The organism is Microbacterium proteolyticum, assembly GCF_014192415.1.
GTDB lineage: Bacteria > Actinomycetota > Actinomycetes > Actinomycetales > Microbacteriaceae > Microbacterium > Microbacterium proteolyticum.
On record NZ_JACHXY010000002.1, the window covers coordinates 203,745 to 221,945 of the forward strand.

Genomic DNA, 18,201 nt, shown 5'->3' on the forward strand with positions numbered 1-18,201 from the left:
CTCCCCTTCGGACGGGCCCTGTGATGCGGGTCCGGCCTCAGGCCGGGACACCCGCCTTTTCGCGAGCGGCGCGCACGCGGGCATCGCGCTGAGCCACCGGCTTCTCCTTCTCGCGCAGGAGGGCGTACATCGGCACGGCGACGAACAGCGTCGAGTACGCCGCGACGATGGTGCCGACGAAAATCGACAGCGAGATGTCGCTCAGCGTGCGGGCACCGAGGGGCACACCGATGAAGAGGATCGCGCCGACCGGCAGGATCGCGACGACGGTCGTGTTGATCGAGCGGATGAGCGTCTGGTTCGCGGCGAGGTTCACCGACTCCGCGAACGTGCGACCGGAGATCTCGCCGTCTTCCCTGGTGTTCTCGCGCACCTTGTCGAAGACGACGGTGGTGTCGTACAGCGCGTACGAGAGGATCGTGAGGAAGCCGATGACGGCGGCCGGCGAGATCTCGAACCCGAAGACCGCGTACACGCCGATGGTGATGACGAGCACGTCGACGAGGCCGATGATCGCCGCGACGGACATCTTCCACGTGCGGAAGTAGATCGCCAGGATCAGGAACGTCAGCGCGAGGAAGATCGACAGGCCCCAGAGCGACTGGCGCGTGACGTCGTTGCCCCAGGTCGGGCCGATGAAGGAGTTCGTGATCTCGGACGACGGCACGTCGTAGGCGGTGGCCAGCGCGGCCGACACGGCCTGCGCCTCGTCGTTGTCGAGCTCGTCGGTCTGTACGCGAACGGCCTGGTCGTTGATCGTCGACACGCGCGTGGTGGCGCCCGGGAGCACCGACGCGACGGCCTCGGTCGCGAGGGACTGATCGAGGGATGCCGGGTTCGACACCGTGAACTGCGCACCGCCGGTGAATTCGATGGAGAACTGCACCGGGCGGAACAACGGCACGAGGGCTGCGCCGATGACGAGCACCGCGGCGATGATGAACCACAGGCGGCGACGCTGCACGAACGGGAAAGAGGTCTTGCCCGAGTAGAGGTCGTTGCCGAGTTGCGTCATGGAGCGCATCAGTCGTCTCCCTCCTTCGTGGAGCGGCTATCGCCGCGGCCGGCGGCGGCGAGTTCGGCCTGCTTGCGTTCAGCGATGGTCTGACGGCGCTGGGCCTCGCCGCGCGAACGCTTGACACGTGACGCGTCGGCGACGGGAGCGCGGAACTGCGCGCGACCGCGATAGACGGCTCCCAGCGCGTGGGGGTCCATGCCGCAGAGCGGGTGGCCGGAGCCGAAGAACCGGGTGCGGGCCAGCAGCTGCATGACCGGGTGGGTGAAGAGGATGAAGATCAGGATGTCGATCGCGGTCGTCAGGCCCAGCGTGAACGCGAAGCCCTTCACCGTGGCATCCGCGAGGATGTACAGCACGACGGCCGCGAGGATGTTGATCGACTTGGAGATGTAGATCGTGCGCTTCGCGCGAGCCCAGCCGTCTTCGACCGCGGCCGTGATCGACTTGCCGTCGCGCAGCTCGTCTCGGATGCGTTCGAAGTAGACGATGAACGAGTCGGCCGTGAAGCCGATCGTGACGATCAAGCCCGCGACGCCGGCGAGCGAGAGCCGGAATCCGGCGCGCCACGCGAGGATGCACAACGCCACGTAGGTCAGCACCGCCATCACACCGAGCGAGGCGATGATCACCGTGCCGAGCGCGCGGTAGACGATCAGCGAGTAGATCGCGACCAAGCCCAGTCCGATGAGGCCGGCGATGAAGCCGACCTGCAGCTGCTGCGATCCGAGGGTGGCCGAGACCGTGTCGGAGCTGACGACGGTGAAGCTCAACGGCAGGGCGCCGTACTTCAGCTGGTCGGCGAGGGCCTTGGAAGACTCTTGCGTGAAGCTCCCGGTGATGCTCGGGCGACCGTCGAGGATGGTGCCCTGCATGACGGGTGCTGACAGCACCGAACCATCGAGCACGAAGGCGAACTGGTTCAGGGGCGCCTGCTGTGCGACGAGGCGCTGGCTGATCTGACCGAAGGTCTCTGTGCCCTGGTCGTTGAAGACGAGGTTCACGGCCCAGCGGCCCGTGTTCTGCTCCTGGCCGTTGGTCGCGTCGACGATGTCGGTGCCGTTGAGCTCGACGGGGCCGAGGATGTACTTGCCGCCGTCGTCGACACCGCACGTGATCAGGGGCTGGTCGGCCGGCGCCTGCGAGGGGTTCGACGGCGGGTTGGCGCAGTCGTACGCGAGGAACTGCGCCTGCAGCGCCGGCGTGATGTACGCGGGGTCGCTGGCGTTCGTCGGAGCGGCGGTCGGGGTGGACGGCAGTGCGGGGTCGGGCGTGGGGTACGGCGTGGATGTGCCGTCGGCGCCGACGAACGAGGTGCCCTGCGCGCCGGTGAACAGCACGGGGCGCAACTGCAGCTGCGCGGAGCTCTGGATGCGCTCGCGCGTCGCCTCGTCGGCTTGACCGGGGATCTGCACGACGATGTTGCGGCCACCCTCGGTCGCGACGTCGGTCTCACCGACACCCGAGGCGTCGACGCGCTGCCGGATGATCGTGACGGCCTGCTCCAGCTGTTCGCTGTCGGGCGCGGCGCCGTCGGTGGTCTGGGCCTGGAGGATGATCTGGGTACCGCCCTGGAGGTCCAGGGCGAGATCGGGGGTCCAGGAGCTGGCGTTGAAGGTGTACACACCGAGGGCGTTGATGCCGAACAGCACGCCGGTGATGGCGAGCAGTCCGGTCAATACGCGCCAGGCATGACGGACGGGAGTCGAGGGCGCCACGGAGTCGGCTTTCTGTGCGGCGGTGAACGAGAAGGAGAGGGAGGGCGATCAGACCGCGGGGCGGTCCTTGTCGTCGCGCTCGACGTCGACGGCGTTCTGGCGTGCGGCCCGCTTGTCGTCGCTGATCGAGGTGGTGGCACCGTCGGCGACCCCCGCGATGTACTCGGCCTCGGACTCCTCGGCCTCGATGAACTCGTCTTCGGTGACGACTCCCTCGAGCGGGTCGACGATTCGCAGCACGGCCTGGCTGTGCACCTTGATGACGATGCCGGGGGCGATCTCGACGAGCGCGGGCTTGTCGAGGTCTTCGCCGTCGTACTCGACGATGGTGCCGTAGAGGCCACCCTGCAGCAGCACTTCGGCGCCGGGAACGGTCTCGCGGGCCTTCTTCTCCTGCTCGGCCTTCTGCTTCTTCATGCGGCGGCGGGAGCTCACGAACATGAAGACGAGCAGTCCGGCCAGAAGAATCAGAAGGGGAAAGCTATCCATGGAGGCGGTGCACCTTTCAAATCAGGCGCGCCGTGCGGCACTGCCTAGCGAGGGTCGGGGAATCCCCCGCCGAGTATAGGTCATACGCCCTGGCTGAACCGGAGCAGGCCGTCGGGGTGGGGAGCACCGAGGTGGTCGTACGCCTCGGGTGTCGCGACACGGCCGCGGGGCGTACGCCCCATGAATCCGATGCGCACGAGGTAGGGCTCGACCACCGATTCGATGGTCTCGGGCTCCTCGCCGACGGCGACCGCGAGCGTGCTCAGCCCCACGGGCCCCCCGCGGAATCGGCGGACGAGGGCGTCGAGCACGGCGCGGTCCAAGCGGTCGAGGCCGATGGAGTCGACGTCGTAGAGATCGAGTGCGGCGCCCACCGTGCGAAGGTCGGCGTGGCCGTCGTCGGCACCGGCGGAGGGGCCGTGGACGACGAGGTAGTCGCGCACGCGGCGCAGGAGGCGGTTGGCGATGCGGGGCGTGCCGCGCGAGCGGCGGGCGATCTCCGACCGCGCCGTGCCCGGGAGCCCGACATCGAGCATGGATGCCGACCGCGAAACCACCAGTTCGAGCTCTTCGGGCTCGTAGTACTCCAGATGGGCGGTGAAACCGAAGCGGTCGCGGAGGGGGTTGGGAAGCAGCCCCGCGCGCGTGGTGGCGCCCACGAGGGTGAACGGGGACAGGTCGAGGGGGATGCTCGTGGCGCCCGCGCCCTTGCCGACCATGATGTCGATGCGGAAGTCCTCCATCGCGAGGTACAGCATCTCTTCGGCCGAGCGTGCCATGCGGTGGATCTCGTCGATGAAGAGCACCTCGCCCGGCGTGAGAGACGACAACAGCGCGGCCAGATCGCCCGCGTGCTGGATGGCCGGGCCGCTCGACAGCCGCAGCGGACGACCGCTCTCGTGGGCGACGATCATCGCGAGCGTCGTCTTGCCCAGCCCCGGCGGGCCCGACATCAGGATGTGATCGGGCGAGCGCTGCTGGATGCGGGCGGCATCGAGCAGCAGCTGCAGCTGAGCGCGTACTTTGTGCTGGCCGACGAACTCTGCGAGCGAGACGGGCCGCAGGGCCCCCTCGATGGCGAGCTCGGTCTCGTCATCGGGCGCGCCGGCGTCGCGGACGTCAGCCACCCACGGTCTCCTTGCGCGCGGGCCCGAGCAGCGCGAGCGTCAGACGTAGCAGGCTCTGCACCGATGCGCGGTCGCTGTCGGAGGCGCTCTCGGCGACGGATGACACAGCCTCGGCTGCGGTGCGCTCGCTCCACCCGAGCCCGATCAGCGCCTGCGTGACCTGCAGCGGAACCTGCCCGTGCGCACCGACGGTGGCGGGAGCGGCCGTGGAGACGACGGCGAGTTTGCCCGCGAGCTGCACGACGATGAGCTTGGCGGTCTTCGGGCCGATGCCCGACACGCGTCGGAAGGGCGCATCGTCGTCGTCGGCGACGGCCTGCGCGATCTGCGGCACCGTCAAAGACGACAGCACACCGAGCGCGGACTTGGGCCCGACACCGGTCACGCTGATCAGTTGAGTGAAGACCGTCAGCTCTTCGCGGCTCTGGAAGCCGAAGAGCGACAGCGCGTCTTCGCGCACGATGAGGTTCGTGTGCAGGTGCACGTCGGCTCCGACGTGCACCGTCCGTGCCAACTGCGCGGTGACGGCGACCGAGAAGCCGACTCCACCCACCACGACCACGAGGGAATCGTCGGCGACGTGGGCCGCCGTCCCGTGCAGCGAAGAGATCATGAAGATAGCCTACGCGCCGGTTCGTACATTCGTTCGAGCGACACGGGGGTGGGGAGTGCGACGCTTTTCCGCGTCCCGCCACGCACGCTGAGCGGGCGTCAGAGCTGTCTGTTCAGAGGCCGAGGCGGCTCCCCCGCGCCAGGCGTGGCACAGCGCGATGGCCAAGGCATCGGCAGCATCCGCGGGCTGGGGGAGGGACTCGAGGCGCAGCACGCGCGCGACCATCGTCTGCACCTGGAGCTTGTCGGCCGCGCCGTAGCCGGTGATGGCGGCCTTCACCTCGCTCGGGGTGTGGGTCGCCGCCGGGATCCCGTGCTCCGCGGCCAGGAGCAGCGCGATGCCGCTGGCCTGGGCTGTTCCCATCACCGAGTGACGGTTGTTCTGCGCGAAGACGCGCTCGACGGCAACCACCCCCGGATCGTGCTCGGCGAGCACGAGACGGATGCCGGCTGCGATCGCGGCGAGCCGCTTCTCGATGGGGTCGGTCGTCAGGGAGCGAACGACGCCCACGTGCACCAGCGAGGCGGTGCGATTCGGCGAGACGTCGACGACTCCGACGCCGCAGCGGGTGAGGCCGGGGTCGATGCCGAGCACGCGGAGGGAACGGGACACGGCCCCCACGCTAAGCGCAGGGGCCGTGTGCGAATCGAGGGCGCGCCCTTACTCGTCGTTCTCGAGCTCGGCCTGCACCTCGGCGGTGAGGTCGAAGTTCGTGTAGACGTTCTGGACGTCGTCGCTGTCTTCGAGGGCGTCGATGAGGCGGAACACCTTGCGGGCGGTGTCGGCATCGACCTCCACCTTGAGCGAGGGGACGAATTCCACGTCGGCCGAGTCGTACTCGATTCCAGCCTCTTGAAGGGCGCTGCGCACCGAGACGAGGTCGGTGGCTTCGGTGATGACGCCGAACCCCTCGCCGTGCGGCTCGACCTCTTCGGCACCGGCCTCGAGCACCGCCAGCATGACGTCGTCTTCGGTCGTCCCCTCGGCGGGGACGACGATGACGCCCTTGCGGCTGAAGTTGTAGGCGACGCTGCCCGGGTCGGCGAGGGTGCCGCCGTTACGGCTGAGGGCGGTGCGCACCTCGGCTGCGGCGCGGTTCTTGTTGTCGGTCAGACACTCGATGAGGAACGCCACGCCGTTGGGGCCGTAGCCCTCGTACATGATCGAGGCGTACTCGACGGCTTCGCCGCCGATGCCGGCACCGCGCTTGATGGCACGGTCGATGTTGTCTTTGGGGACCGAGGTCTTCTTGGCCTTGAGGACAGCGTCGAACAGCGTCGGGTTGCCCTGGAGGTCGGCTCCACCGAGCTTCGCCGCGACCTCGATGTTCTTGATGAGCTTGGCCCACGACTTGGCGCGACGGGAGTCGATGACCGCCTTCTTGTGCTTGGTCGTGGCCCATTTGGAGTGTCCGGACATGTCTTCCAGTCTAGAGCGCGGGCGCGTCGGCGCCGCGTCGGGCGTTCACGTGGTCGAGGAAGCGCCGGTGGAATCGCGTCTCACCCGTCGATTCGGGGTGGAACGCCGTGCCGAGCAGCGCGCCCTGCTCGATGGCGACGACCCGCCCGTCGGGAAGGGATGCCAGGGGCACGGCATGTGGGCCCCATTCGACGACCGCGGGGGCACGGATGAAGACGGCGTGCACGGGCGACTCACCCAGCGCCGGTACGTCGAGATCGGTCTCGAACGAGGCGGTCTGACTGCCGAAGACGTTGCGCGCGACGCGCGCGTCGATGCCCCCGAACGTCCTCTGACCGGCGATCGCTCCGTCGATGCGGTCGGCCAGCAGGATGAGGCCCGCGCACGTGCCGTACATCGGCAGGCCGGCGGCGATCGCCGCGCGGATCGGGTCGAAGAGCCCGAAGGCGCGCGCGAGCTTGTCGATGACGCTCGACTCGCCGCCGGGGAGCACGAGACCCTCCACCGCGGCGAGTTCCTCGGGCCGACGCACGGGGTGTGCGTCGGCGCCGAGGGCGGTCAACACCGACAGGTGCTCGCGCACATCGCCCTGGAGGGCGAGAACTCCGACGCGCGGGCTGTTACCAGCCACGCTCGGCCAGGCGGTGCGGTGCGGGGAGGTCGGCGACGTTGATGCCGACCATCGCCTCGCCGAGTCCGCGTGACGCCTCGGCGACGATCTTCGGGTCGTCGTGGAAAGTGGTGGCCTTCACGATCGCCGCGGCGCGCTGGGCGGGATTGCCCGACTTGAAGATGCCCGAGCCCACGAACACGCCGTCGGCGCCGAGCTGCATCATCATGGCGGCGTCGGCGGGGGTCGCCACTCCCCCGGCGGTGAACAGCACGACGGGGAGCTTTCCGGTCTCGGCGATCTCGGCGACGAGGTCGTAGGGCGCCTGCAGCTCTTTTGCGGCGACGTAGAGCTCGTCCTTCGTCTTGGCGCGCAGGGCGTTGATCTCTCCGCGGATGGTGCGGATGTGCTTGGTCGCCTCCGACACGTCGCCCGTGCCGGCCTCACCCTTGGAGCGGATCATCGCCGCACCCTCGGTGATGCGGCGCAGCGCTTCGCCGAGGTTGGTCGCGCCGCACACGAACGGCACGGTGAAGCCGTACTTGTCGATGTGGTTGACGTAGTCGGCGGGTGAGAGGACCTCGGACTCGTCGATGTAGTCGACGCCGAGCTCTTGCAGGATCTGCGCTTCGACGAAGTGGCCGATGCGGGCCTTGGCCATGACGGGGATCGACACGGTCGCGATGATGGCGTCGATGAGGTCGGGGTCGCTCATGCGTGCGACCCCGCCCTGGGCGCGGATGTCGGCGGGAACCCGCTCGAGGGCCATGACGGCGACGGCACCGGCGTCCTCGGCGATGCGGGCCTGCTCTGCGGTGACGACGTCCATGATCACGCCGCCCTTGAGCATCTCGGCGAGGCCGCGCTTGACGCGGGAGGTTCCGGTGTCGGTCATGTCCACTCCGTTCCGCGCTTGTCAGCGCGAGGTTCCGCGCTTCGGGGCGCGATCTATTGGCTTAGGCCAAACCGTAGCATGGCGCAGGACATAGGCTGGCAGGGATTCGAGGGGGCGCATGAGCATCGACCTGACCGGTAATTCGGCATCCGGGATCGCGGCCGACCTGCGTACGCGCATCGAACGCGGCGAGCTCGCCCCCGGCACACTGCTGCCCTCGGTGCGCGCGGTGGCCGTCGATCTCGGCATCAACCGCAACACCGTGGTGGCGGCCTACCGGCAGCTCGCGCAGGCAGGTCTCGTCGAGGCGCGCGGGCGCGGGGGCACGCGCGTCGCCGATCGCACCGCGGTCGCCCAGGAGGGCTACGCGCCCGACACCGTGCTGCGCGACGTCGGCACGGGAAATCCCGACCCCGCCCGCATCCCGGATCCGACCGCGGCCCTGGCTCGCTCGGCCCGACCGGTGCTGTACGGCGAGCCGGTCATCGACCCCGGCCTCGAAGCGTGGGCGCGCGGGTGGATGACCGATCAGCTCCCTCACGACGACGTGCGCATCACCGTCACCAGTGGCGCGAGCGACGCGATCGAGCGCCTGCTCGCCCAGGCCCTTCAGCGCGACGATGCGGTCGCCCTGGAAGACCCCTGCTTCCTCTCCGCCCTGCACACCGTTCGCACCGGCGGGTACCGGGCCGTCCCCGTCGAGGTGGACACCGAGGGCATGACCGTCGACGGTCTCCGCTCCGCGCTCGAGGCGGGCGTGCGGGCCGTCATCTGCACGCCGCGCGCGCACAATCCCACGGGCGCCAGTCTGAGCGTCGAGCGCGCGGCGTCCCTGCGCGCGGTGCTCGAAGACCACCCCTACGTCCTCGTCATCGAAGACGACCACTTCTCGCTGCTCTCGCGGGCGCCGCTGCATTCGGTGATCGGTCCCGCGCAGCGGCGGTGGGCGCGCATCCGGTCGATGTCGAAGTTCCTCGGGCCCGACACGTGCCTCGCCGTCACGGCATCCGATCCCGACACCGCCGACGGTCTCGCGGTGCGTCTGACCCCGGGCACCACCTGGGTGAGTCACATCCTGCAGCGACTGACCCTCGCGCTGGTGACCGATGAAGACGTCCGCGCCGACATCGAGCGCGCGGCCGAGCACTATGCCGCCCGCAACACCGCGTTCGCGCAGGCGCTCACCGAGCGGGGACTCCCCACCACCCCCGGCGACGGGCTCAACCTGTGGGTGCCGCTGCCCGCTCCGGCGGCGAGCGTGCGTGAGGAACTCATGCGGCGGGGGTGGCTCGTCCGAGAGGGCGACCCGTTCTTCCTCTCCCCCGATCACGCGGGGGCGTTCCTCCGGCTCACCGTGCACGACCTCGACGACTCTTCGGCCGCGGCCCTCGCCGATGACATGGCCGTGGCCGCGGGCACGCGTCGCTCGAGCGTGCGAAGTGGAAGGATCGAGGCATGAAGGTTCTCTCGATCCAGTCCGCCGTCGCGTACGGGCACGTCGGCAACTCCGCCGCGGTCTTCCCCCTCCAGCGCATCGGCGTCGAGGTTCTGCCCGTCTACACGGTCAACTTCTCCAACCACACCGGGTACGGCGCATGGCGGGGTCCGCTCATCTCTCCCGACGATGTGGCGGCCGTGATCGCCGGTATCGAAGACCGCGGGGTGTTCCCCGAGATCGACGTGGTGCTCTCGGGCTACCAGGGTGGCGAGGGCATCGCCGACGTGATCATCGACACCGTCGCGCGGGTGAAGAAGGCGAACCCGGATGCCGTGTACGCCTGTGATCCCGTCATGGGCAATGCCAAGTCGGGGTGCTTCGTGGCCCCCGCCATCCCCGAGCTGCTGCGGGAGCGCGTCGTGCCGGTCGCCGACATCCTGACGCCCAACCAGTTCGAGCTGGGCTTCCTGACGGGTACCGAGCCGGGGAGCATCGAGTCGACCCTGGAGTCCGCCGACGTGCTGCGCGCCCGCGGCCCGCGCACGATCCTCGTCACGAGTGTCGAGCGCCCCGACCGCGAGGCGGACACCATCGAGATGATGGTCGTCGACGACAGCGGCGCGTGCATCGTGCAGACCCCGCTCATCCCCATGAAGGCCAACGGCTCGGGCGACGTCACCGCGGCCCTTTTCACCGCGCACTACCGCCGCAGCGGCGGTGACGCGGCAGACGCGCTCGCGCGTACGGCATCCAGCGTCTTCGACCTGCTGACCAACACCTTTGAGTCGGGCTCGCGAGAGCTGCGTCTCATCGAATCGCAAGAGGCGTACGCGCACCCGCGCTTGCAGTTCGCCGTGCGGCAGGTGCGCTGACGCGGGTCAGCCGGAGCGTGGGGCCGGCTCCGGCGAGTCCGCCGCCCTGAGGGCGGTGTCGTTCGCTGGAGCCGGCCGGTTCAATCGGCGGGCGTCACAAGCCGTCGTGGTGCATCGCCTGCACCAGCCGGACGTTCCGGTCGAAGTTCTGCGCGGTGTACTCGTTGGCCTGGTTGAGGCCGTACGGCCACATGTGTCCTCCGCCGCCGTTGAGGCGGGCGTCCGCGCCGTCCCACGAGCGCAGCAGAGGAAGAGCCGAGGGCCAATCCTGCGCGTCGATCTTGCTCTGGAAGTTCCACGCCTGGCCGACGCCTACCGTGTGCGAGATCTCGTGCAGCGCTGTGCCCTCCTGCATGAAGCCGCGGTTCGACCCGAAGCGGATGTTGCCGTTGATGCTGCCGTCGGCCGTCTGGACCCCGGGGTCGTACGTCACCGAGAGATGACGCCAGGTGTTGTTGAACTTGTTGTAGCGGGCCAACGCGCGATCCATCGCGTCGGTGATGCGCGCGTACGCGTCGAGCTGGTCTTCGGTCGGGTTCGCCGCGCGAGCCAGGCTCCACGTGATCTTCTGGACGTTCGGGTCGGTCAGGCGCCAGCGCTGCACGCTGGAGCCGTTGCAGGTGACCTGCGACAACAGTCCACCGTCCAGCGGGGAGGCCACGCTCTCCACGCACAGGTTGTTGTACTTGTTGCGGATTTCGGTCCACCCCCCACCGACGTCGGTCAGTTTCCACTGCTGCACGTCGCCACCCCAGCACGACCACTGCCGCACCTCGGATCCGCTTGCGGTGGCGAAGTTGTAGTTGTCGAGGCAGAGGTTGCTGTGCTTGTTCTTGATCTCGGCGTACCCGTTGCCGAGGTCGGTGACCGCCCACAGCTGGTTCTGTCCCTCGATACACGTCCACTGGCGTACCTCGGCGCCCGGCTGGGTGTTGAAGCCGTAGTCGTCCATGCAGAGGGTGTTCTGCTGATTGCGGATTTCCTGGTTGGTGCCCGTGCCCACCGGAGCGGTGGTGGCGGCGGCGGCGGGGGTCACCGCTCCGAGGGTTGCGAAGCCGATGACGACAGCGCCCAGGACGGCGCCGAACGCTCTCGCCCTTCCGCCGTGCGTCTTCGTGGGGGACATCTTCGTCCGAACCATCATTGTTGCCTTCCGTGATCGTGAACCACCGGGGTGGTCCCCATGGGTGTGATCGCGGACCGGGTACGGCGAAGCGCATCGGTCGCGCGGCGTGTCGACCCGATGACAGTCGGCGACGATCCACTACTTCGTGGGGCGTCGCGACCTACGCGGGGGACACGTGAAGGGCGGTCCGATAGTCGATGTTGACGCTAACATCCCGCCTGAGAGAGATCATCTCGGCAAAGAGATAGCGCTGTCAAGAAGATGTCGACACATCTGTTGTCGGCGCATTTCCGGTGCATTCCGAGAACGATCGGCCGTCGTGACGGCGCACGCCGGTCCCGGGTTCCACGGGTGGGGTCGGGGCCCGTGTCGTACCGCCGAGCCGCGGTGACGTGCATCTTCGGGGGGCGGCGCCTCAGGCGTCCCACGACTCCGCGACGGTGCGACGCACATCTCCCAGCAGCTGAGGCAGCGCTTTGGTCTTGGCGATGATCGGGAAGAAGTTGGCGTCCGACGCCCAGCGCGGAACGATGTGCTGGTGCAGGTGCGCGTCGACGCCGGCGCCGGCGATCGCGCCCTGGTTCATTCCCAGGTTGAACCCGTCGCACCGCGACACCGCGCGTAGCACCCGCATGCCGCGCTGCGTCAGCGCGCCGATCTCCGCCACCTCTTCGTCGGTCGCCTGGTCGTACGTGGCGATGTGGCGGTACGGGCAGACGAGCAGATGTCCGGAGTTGTAGGGGAAGAGGTTGAGCAGTACGTAGGCCGTGGTGCCGCGCGCGACGATCAGGCCCTCTTCGTCGGACTTGTCCGGCGCCGCGCAGAAGGGACAGTTCTTCTCCATCGGCTCGCGCCCGGCGGAGATGTAGGCCATCCGGTGCGGCGTCCACAGGCGCTGGAATTCGTCGGGTACCCCCGGAAGGGTCGCGGCGTCGACGAGCTCGGCATCTGTCGTGGGTGCGTCGGCGGACTCCCCGTCCGGCCCAGCGTGGTCGGCGGCAACGGACCCCGTTGCCGCGGCGGCCGGGTCGCTCGTCACGCCAGATCCTCGGCGGTGTTCACCAGCGTGCGCGCGGCGATCGCACCGGTTATGCGCGCCACGGCCTCGTCGACGGGGATGCCGTTGAGCTGCGTGCCATCGCGGAAACGGAACGAGACGGTGCCGTTCGAGCGGTCCTGCTCGCCGGCGATCAGCATGAGCGGCACCTTCTGCGTGGTGTGCGTGCGGATCTTCTTCTGCATGCGGTCGTCGCTGTGGTCGGCCTCGGCGCGGACGCCCGCGGTCTTGAGGTCGGCGACGATCCCCTGGAGGTAGTCGCCGTACTCGGCGGCGACCGGGACGGCGACGACCTGCACGGGCGCGAGCCACACGGGGAAAGCCCCCGCGTAGTGCTCGAGCAGGATCGCGAAGAAGCGCTCGACCGAGCCGAAGAGGGCGCGGTGGATCATCACCGGGCGGTGCTTCTCGCCATCGGGACCGGTGTACTCGAGCTCGAAGCGCTCGGGCTGGTTGAAGTCGAGCTGGATGGTCGACATCTGCCAGGTGCGTCCGATCGCGTCGCGCGCCTGCACCGAGATCTTCGGGCCGTAGAACGCCGCCCCACCCGGGTCGGGCACGAGCTCGAGGCCCGAGGCCTCGGCGACTTCGCGGAGGGTCTCGGTCGCCTCGGCCCAGAGGGTGTCGTCACCGATGAACTTCGGGTTGCCCTCTTCTTTGGTCGACAGCTCGAGGTAGAAGTCGTTCAGGCCGTAATCGCGCAGCGTCTGCAACACGAAGTCGAGGCTGTGGGTCAGCTCGCCCTTCACCTGGTCGGCGGTGACGTAGATGTGCGTGTCGTCCTGGGTCATGCCGCGCACGCGCGTGAGACCCGAGAGGGTGCCGCTCTTCTCGTAGCGGTAGACCGACCCGAACTCGCTCAAGCGCAGCGGGAGCTCCCGGTAGCTGCGTCCGCGCGAGCGGAAGATGAGGTTGTGGAACGGGCAGTTCATGGGCTTCAGGTAGTACTCCTGGCCCTCGCGCGAGACGTGCCCGTCGGCATCCACCACCTCATCGAGCACCATCGGGGGGTACATGCCGTCGGCGTACCACTGCAGGTGGCCGCTCGTCATGAACAGATCGCCCTTGGTGATGTGCGGGGTGTTGACGACCTCGTAGCCGCTCGCGAGCAGACGCTCGCGCATGTAGCGCTCGATCTCGTAGCGGATGATCCCGCCCTTGGGGTGGAACACCGACAGTCCCGGGCCGATCTCGTCGGGGAACGAGAACAGATCGAGCTCCTTGCCGAGCTTGCGGTGGTCGCGTTTGGCCGCTTCTTCCAGACGGTGCTGGTAGGCGCGCAGTTCGTCTTTCGTCGGCCACGCGGTGCCGTAGATGCGCTGCAGCTGCGGGTTCTTCTCACTGCCACGCCAGTAGGCGCCGGCGATGCGCGTGAGGTCCCAGCCGTTGCCGATCAGGCGAGTGCCGGGCACGTGCGGTCCTCGGCAGAGGTCTTTCCACGCGGTCTCGCCGTCGCGGGTGACGTTGTCGTAGATGGTCAGCTCACCGGCGCCGACCTCGACGGAGGCGCCCTCGGCGGCCTCGGCCGACCCGCCCTTGAGCCCGATCAGCTCGAGCTTGAACGGCTCGTCGGCGAGTTCGGCGCGCGCCTCGTCGTCGGTGACGACGCGCCGCACGAACCGCTGGTTCTCGCGGACGATGCGCTCCATCTCCTTCTTAATGACCTTGAGGTCGTCGGGGGTGAAGGGCTCGTCGACCTGGAAGTCGTAGTAGAAGCCGTCGGTGACGGGCGGGCCGATCCCGAGGTTCGCCTGCGGCTTGACGCGCTGCACCGCCTGCGCCAGCACGTGGGCCGTCGAGTGACGAAGGATCGACAGGCCGTCGGCGCTGTCCACCGTGACCGGCTCGACGGCGTCGTCGGCGGTCACGGTCGTGGCCAGGTCTTTCAGCTCTCCGTTCACGCGCAGCGCGACGACCGAACGGTCGGGGAAGAGGGCGAAGCCATCGGCGGGGAAATCAGTCACAGCGCATCTCCTGAAGGGGTCGAATCCAGGCTACCCGGCGGCCGTGGCCTCGATCGCACCGGGTGTGCCCCATAGTGGAGCGGTGACTCTGGCCATCATCGGCGGCGTGCTCTGGATCCTCGGGATCGTCGCGCTGCTCACCGGCACCTTCCCCGCGAGCGACGCCCTCGCCGTCGCCGACCGGGTATGGCCGATCCTGCTGTTCGTCGTCGCCGTCACGGTCGTGGCGGAGCTGGCATCCAAGGCGGGACTGTTCGACGTGGTCGCCGCACGGCTGGCGCGCATCGCGCGGGGCCGCACGGTCTGGCTCTGGGTGCTCGTCGTGGCTCTGGCGACGGTGGCGACGGCTTTCCTGTCGCTCGACACCACGGCGGTGCTGCTGACGCCGGTCGTCATCTCGATGGCGGTGGCGCGGAAGCTCGATCCCCTGCCCTTCGCGTTCGTCACGGTGGTGCTGGCCAACACCGCGTCCCTCGTGCTGCCGGTGTCGAACCTGACCAACCTGCTGGCATCCGAGGCGCTCGGCGGCGGGCACGACCCCGTCGCCTTCCTCGCGCTGCTGGGCCCCTCGGCGTTCATCGCCATCGCGGTGTCGGTCGTGGTGCTCACCCTGGTGTTCCTGCGCCGTCTTCCCCGGACGTACCCGGATGCCGCCTCGCCCACCGTCTCCGACCCGGTGCTCCTGCGCGTCGCCGGCGTCGTCACCCTCGCGCTGCTGCCTCTGCTCGTGGTGGGCCTCGAACCGTGGATGCCGGCACTCGGCGCCGCGGTCGTGCTGGTGGCGACGTTCGCGTGGCGTGCGCCGCGGGCTCTCGGCATCCGTCTCGTGCCGTGGTCGCTGCTGGTCTTCGCGGGCGGTCTCTTCCTCGCCGTCGGCGCGCTGGAGGCGCTCGGCATCGGCCGGGTGACGACGGTGCTCGCCGGCACGGGCGACGACCTCGCGTCGCTCTGGCAGCTCGCCGGTGTGGGAGCGCTGGCGGCGAACGGCATCAACAACCTGCCGGCCTATCTGGCGCTGGAGTCGGCCGCGGGCTCCCCCGCGCGCCTCGCGGCGCTGTTGGTGGGCGTCAACGCCGGACCCATCGTCACGCCGTGGGCGTCGCTGGCGACGCTCCTGTGGCACGAGCGGCTCGTTGCTGCCGGGGTCGAGGTGAAGTGGAGCCGTTTCATCGTGCTGGGCGCCGTGATCGCGCCGCTCATCCTGCTGCTGGCTGTGCTGCCGCTCCCGCGATGAGCCCCGGCGGCGGCGCTCGCGCTCAGCTCTCGTAGGCGCGCGCCCAGGCCTTACTCGGCTCGATGAACCAGACGGCCAGGCCTTCGCGCATCTCGTACGGGCCGCCCGTGTAGATGGTCGAGATGCGGTCGACGAACGGCAACGCCTCGTCACCGTCGATGCGTTCGACCGCGTTGCCGCGGACGAAGGCCATCGCGTAGGGGTTCTCGGCGCCCGTCACCGATATCGCGACGCGCGGGTCGCGACGCAGATTGCGGTCCTTCAGCGTGTCGACTTCGGTGAAGATCGCGAGTCGATCGCCCTCGACGCCCACCCACAGCGGAATGGAGTGCGGGGATCCGTCGCGCATCAGGGTCGCGAGGTGTGCAACGGCGTTCGTTTCGAAGTACGGCTTGGCCTCGGTCCAGTCGGTCATGCCTGACACAACAGCGGAGTCGATCCGGTGCATTCCCCCTCAGGACCGCACGGCCGTCGGAGCCTGCTCGTTCGGCACCTCGCGGAACACCATCTCGTCGCGCCGCGTGCTCTCCCGAGGGGCGAACTCGTCGGGCTCCGGGATGACGTACAGCCCGCGACCGGAGTTCGCGTTGTAGGTGAGGGCGTGCAGCCAGGCGGGACTCATCTGCGGGGAACGGCTGCCGTGGTACTTGAAGACCAGCGAGACATTCGGGTGGATGTACACGGTCGTGCGACCGCCGCCCGTGCTGATGTCGTCTTTCCACGTGAAGGGAAAGCTCTCGCCCCTCCGCACCTTGGCCATGATGACAGCCTGAAGGTGGGCGAGGAGCCTGTCCTCGAAGTCGACCTTGATGTTGCCGTCATAGATGAACTTGCCCACGGTGCCCCCCTACGAGGTCACCACCGCCGCACGCGTCTCCGAGCGAGTGGAGGGCGCGGGACTCGGGGCGATGACCGCTGTTTCGCTTCTGGCACTGTCTCGCGCGAGAGTGGCACCCGCAAACCCCCTTGCGTCCTCGGTCGCTTTGCGGATAGCGCTTTTCGTCTTGTCCTCGTAGAGGGTCGTCTGGCGGAGCGTCGTCAGGCGGAGCGTCGTCAGGCGGAGCGTCGTCAGGCGGAGCGTGAGATGCGGATCATGACGCGGTCGCCGGGCTTGCGCTGTACGCGACGCACCAATGACTCGAATCCGAGGATGGCCCGGTATTGCAGTCCGTACTTGCGGCGAAGGGCTTCGTCGGCCCGCTTGTCGTCGGTGGCGGGCCCCGCGATCCGTCCGTGAGCCTCGACGGTGATGGCATCCGGTTCGACCGCTCCCATCCTGCTGCAGGGGCGGATGATCACGCGAGCGTCGTTCCGCAGCCGTTTCACCTTGCCCGTCGTCCGCTCGCTGGTGACCACGAGTTCATCGCCGTCGCGTGCGATCCACACCGGCACGGATACCAGCGCACCGTTGCGGCGATACGTGCCGAGGGAGACGAACGGGGATGCCGAGATCTCGCGCCACAGGGTGTCGGGAACAGTCATGGCGTTCAGGCTACTGGGCGCAACCGGGGCCGATCACGGGCGAGGGGCGAAGTCGATGTGGTTGTCTCGCGCGCCGCGGGGCGTCGAACCTCAAGATGAACGCAAGGAACACGCAAGGCTCGGCGATACGCCCGTGCCCTGCCCCCTCCTCCCCTAGTTTCGAGGTGTCCCCGCCGCTCGGTAGACCCCACACCCGTTCCAGCTGCGGCGGGGACCGTCATCTGCCGGCCCGGCACATCGTGGTGAGGGCCGAGACGAGCTCGCGTCCATTCCGGACACGGTGACGTCGCCTCCGTCCGTCTATTCCTCGGACTCATCTCCCGGTTGGAACCAACCATTGTTTCGAGGCGGTGTGTCGCCCGCGGCGGCGGATGCGCGCGATTGCGGGGAAACCGCGCACGGCGCCGATTCTCAAGCTCAACATCGTCTGAGGACCCGATCAAGATGGGCGATTCCGTGTCCCCCATTTGGCGGACATGGGGTACTTTTTACCTGTCCCCGCCGCCAGGCACTCCGCAGCCCCCCTTACTGGCGGCGGGGGCGACACTCTCCCGCAGGCGATGCGCCGTGGGATCGAGTGGAATCGACCGCCGCACCCCTGCAGCCGCTCGTCGCGGTCGCGCCGACGACGGTCTTTAAGACCGCGCCGCGGCAGTCTTCGCGATCATGCGGTGGCGTCCCCGCCTCGCGCCTGGCACTGCGTCGACACGCACGGGAGGATCACCGACGCAACGCGACCCCGAAGATGGTGAGGCAACGGCTCGCAGCCGCGACGGCGCAGACGACCACGTGCCCACTCTCGGTACGGCGTGCGCGGTCGCTGCGGCCTTTTGCACCGCGACGTCGATTACCTGGCCGGGATCAACACATTCAAAGTGGAGGGAAGTGCGCTATCTGATGCGGCGACTGTGACCGCGGCGCAAGCGTCAACACGGGCATCGCCGCCTCGGTTCCGCCGTCGTCATCCCAGTGTTCGAGGGCAATCTCTTCATCGTCGAGTTTCGAGTTGCCGTCCATGTCTGGACTCTACGCCTGCTCTCGTGCGCCGGATAGGCGGGTGCCGGCGGCCTATCGACCGTTGCAACGTCACCGAGGGCCTGAACCCTCTGCGGGCGGACTGCGTTGCGCTACCCTACCTGGGC

19 protein-coding genes are annotated in these 18,201 nt (G+C 68.7%); 3 read left to right on the forward strand and 16 right to left on the reverse strand.

The window, feature by feature from the left end; all coding sequences use genetic code 11:
* Positions 1 to 37: 37 nt before the first annotated feature.
* The 9 genes from secF to pdxS form a co-directional block, all read right to left on the reverse strand.
* Complete coding sequence (gene secF, locus FHS07_RS09205; protein WP_183419626.1) at positions 38 to 1,024, reverse strand: protein translocase subunit SecF; 987 nt, start codon at positions 1,022 to 1,024, stop codon at positions 38 to 40.
* Positions 1,024 to 2,733 carry a protein translocase subunit SecD gene (gene secD / locus FHS07_RS09210; protein ID WP_183419627.1) on the reverse strand — a complete coding sequence of 570 codons (1,710 nt, stop codon included), beginning with the start codon at positions 2,731 to 2,733 and terminating at the stop codon, positions 1,024 to 1,026. The genes secF and secD overlap by 1 nt, the downstream gene beginning before the upstream one ends.
* A gap of 48 nt (positions 2,734 to 2,781) precedes the next feature.
* Positions 2,782 to 3,222, reverse strand: a complete 441-nt coding sequence (locus FHS07_RS09215; protein WP_183419628.1) for a preprotein translocase subunit YajC — start codon at positions 3,220 to 3,222, stop codon at positions 2,782 to 2,784.
* An 80-nt stretch (positions 3,223 to 3,302) separates the two neighbouring features.
* Complete coding sequence (gene ruvB / locus FHS07_RS09220) at positions 3,303 to 4,349, reverse strand: Holliday junction branch migration DNA helicase RuvB (protein ID WP_183419629.1); 1,047 nt, start codon at positions 4,347 to 4,349, stop codon at positions 3,303 to 3,305.
* A complete protein-coding gene (ruvA, locus tag FHS07_RS09225; protein WP_183419630.1) occupies positions 4,342 to 4,962 on the reverse strand; it encodes a Holliday junction branch migration protein RuvA in 621 nt (206 codons plus the stop codon). Before ruvA ends, ruvB begins: the two co-directional genes overlap by 8 nt.
* Before the next feature lie 9 nt (positions 4,963 to 4,971).
* Positions 4,972 to 5,574 carry a crossover junction endodeoxyribonuclease RuvC gene (gene ruvC, locus FHS07_RS09230; RefSeq protein ID WP_183419631.1) on the reverse strand — a complete coding sequence of 201 codons (603 nt, stop codon included), beginning with the start codon at positions 5,572 to 5,574 and terminating at the stop codon, positions 4,972 to 4,974.
* 48 nt (positions 5,575 to 5,622) lie between these two features.
* On the reverse strand, positions 5,623 to 6,381 hold the full coding sequence (locus FHS07_RS09235) for a YebC/PmpR family DNA-binding transcriptional regulator (protein WP_183419632.1): 759 nt from the start codon (positions 6,379 to 6,381) through the stop codon (positions 5,623 to 5,625).
* 10 nt (positions 6,382 to 6,391) lie between these two features.
* Complete coding sequence (gene pdxT / locus FHS07_RS09240) at positions 6,392 to 7,012, reverse strand: pyridoxal 5'-phosphate synthase glutaminase subunit PdxT (protein WP_183419633.1); 621 nt, start codon at positions 7,010 to 7,012, stop codon at positions 6,392 to 6,394.
* On the reverse strand, positions 7,002 to 7,886 hold the full coding sequence (pdxS, locus tag FHS07_RS09245; RefSeq protein ID WP_183419634.1) for a pyridoxal 5'-phosphate synthase lyase subunit PdxS: 885 nt from the start codon (positions 7,884 to 7,886) through the stop codon (positions 7,002 to 7,004). Before pdxS ends, pdxT begins: the two co-directional genes overlap by 11 nt.
* A 118-nt stretch (positions 7,887 to 8,004) precedes the next feature.
* On the opposite strand from pdxS, the gene FHS07_RS09250 reads away from it, so the two are divergent.
* Both FHS07_RS09250 and pdxY read left to right on the forward strand, forming a co-directional pair.
* A complete protein-coding gene (locus FHS07_RS09250) occupies positions 8,005 to 9,345 on the forward strand; it encodes an aminotransferase class I/II-fold pyridoxal phosphate-dependent enzyme (protein ID WP_183419635.1) in 1,341 nt (446 codons plus the stop codon).
* On the forward strand, positions 9,342 to 10,196 hold the full coding sequence (pdxY, locus tag FHS07_RS09255) for a pyridoxal kinase PdxY (protein ID WP_183419636.1): 855 nt from the start codon (positions 9,342 to 9,344) through the stop codon (positions 10,194 to 10,196). The genes FHS07_RS09250 and pdxY overlap by 4 nt, the downstream gene beginning before the upstream one ends.
* A 94-nt stretch (positions 10,197 to 10,290) precedes the next feature.
* Here pdxY and FHS07_RS09260 read toward each other — a convergent pair whose 3' ends face one another.
* The 3 genes from FHS07_RS09260 to thrS form a co-directional block, all read right to left on the reverse strand.
* Positions 10,291 to 11,322 (reverse strand): RICIN domain-containing protein, encoded by a 1,032-nt coding sequence (locus FHS07_RS09260; protein WP_183419637.1) that lies wholly within the window; start codon positions 11,320 to 11,322, stop codon positions 10,291 to 10,293.
* Between the two features lie 415 nt (positions 11,323 to 11,737).
* Positions 11,738 to 12,361, reverse strand: a complete 624-nt coding sequence (locus FHS07_RS09265; protein WP_425488148.1) for an HIT family protein — start codon at positions 12,359 to 12,361, stop codon at positions 11,738 to 11,740.
* Positions 12,358 to 14,343, reverse strand: coding sequence for a threonine--tRNA ligase (gene thrS / locus FHS07_RS09270; RefSeq protein ID WP_183419638.1), 1,986 nt, complete (start codon positions 14,341 to 14,343; stop codon positions 12,358 to 12,360). Before thrS ends, FHS07_RS09265 begins: the two co-directional genes overlap by 4 nt.
* Positions 14,344 to 14,425: 82 nt before the next feature.
* On the opposite strand from thrS, the gene FHS07_RS09275 reads away from it, so the two are divergent.
* On the forward strand, positions 14,426 to 15,577 hold the full coding sequence (locus FHS07_RS09275; RefSeq protein WP_183419639.1) for an SLC13 family permease: 1,152 nt from the start codon (positions 14,426 to 14,428) through the stop codon (positions 15,575 to 15,577).
* A 22-nt stretch (positions 15,578 to 15,599) separates the two neighbouring features.
* Here FHS07_RS09275 and FHS07_RS09280 read toward each other — a convergent pair whose 3' ends face one another.
* The 4 genes from FHS07_RS09280 to FHS07_RS09295 form a co-directional block, all read right to left on the reverse strand.
* Positions 15,600 to 15,992, reverse strand: coding sequence for a TIGR03618 family F420-dependent PPOX class oxidoreductase (locus FHS07_RS09280; RefSeq protein ID WP_183419640.1), 393 nt, complete (start codon positions 15,990 to 15,992; stop codon positions 15,600 to 15,602).
* Between the two features lie 39 nt (positions 15,993 to 16,031).
* On the reverse strand, positions 16,032 to 16,415 hold the full coding sequence (locus FHS07_RS09285; protein ID WP_183419641.1) for a DUF7882 family protein: 384 nt from the start codon (positions 16,413 to 16,415) through the stop codon (positions 16,032 to 16,034).
* Between the two features lie 230 nt (positions 16,416 to 16,645).
* Positions 16,646 to 17,059 (reverse strand): PPOX class F420-dependent oxidoreductase, encoded by a 414-nt coding sequence (locus FHS07_RS09290; protein WP_183419642.1) that lies wholly within the window; start codon positions 17,057 to 17,059, stop codon positions 16,646 to 16,648.
* An 870-nt stretch (positions 17,060 to 17,929) separates the two neighbouring features.
* The gene (locus FHS07_RS09295) at positions 17,930 to 18,076 is read right to left on the reverse strand and encodes a hypothetical protein (protein WP_183419643.1); all 147 of its coding nucleotides are present in this window, start codon (positions 18,074 to 18,076) and stop codon (positions 17,930 to 17,932) included.
* Positions 18,077 to 18,201 lie beyond the last annotated feature (125 nt).

Bases quoted from the DNA above. Each gene is read 5' to 3' on its own strand.
- secF (WP_183419626.1), bottom strand. From the start codon at position 1,024: ATGCGCTCCATGACGCAACTCGGCAACGACCTCTACTCGGGCAAGACC.
- FHS07_RS09215 (WP_183419628.1), bottom strand. From the start codon at position 3,222: ATGGATAGCTTTCCCCTTCTGATTCTTCTGGCCGGACTGCTCGTCTTC.
- ruvA (WP_183419630.1), bottom strand. From the start codon at position 4,962: ATGATCTCTTCGCTGCACGGGACGGCGGCCCACGTCGCCGACGATTCC.
- FHS07_RS09235 (WP_183419632.1), bottom strand. From the start codon at position 6,381: ATGTCCGGACACTCCAAATGGGCCACGACCAAGCACAAGAAGGCGGTC.
- pdxS (WP_183419634.1), bottom strand. From the start codon at position 7,886: ATGACCGACACCGGAACCTCCCGCGTCAAGCGCGGCCTCGCCGAGATG.
- FHS07_RS09250 (WP_183419635.1), top strand. From the start codon at position 8,005: ATGAGCATCGACCTGACCGGTAATTCGGCATCCGGGATCGCGGCCGAC.
- pdxY (WP_183419636.1), top strand. From the start codon at position 9,342: ATGAAGGTTCTCTCGATCCAGTCCGCCGTCGCGTACGGGCACGTCGGC.
- FHS07_RS09260 (WP_183419637.1), bottom strand. From the start codon at position 11,322: ATGTCCCCCACGAAGACGCACGGCGGAAGGGCGAGAGCGTTCGGCGCC.
- FHS07_RS09280 (WP_183419640.1), bottom strand. From the start codon at position 15,992: ATGACCGACTGGACCGAGGCCAAGCCGTACTTCGAAACGAACGCCGTT.
- FHS07_RS09290 (WP_183419642.1), bottom strand. From the start codon at position 17,059: ATGACTGTTCCCGACACCCTGTGGCGCGAGATCTCGGCATCCCCGTTC.
- FHS07_RS09295 (WP_183419643.1), bottom strand. From the start codon at position 18,076: ATGGACGGCAACTCGAAACTCGACGATGAAGAGATTGCCCTCGAACAC.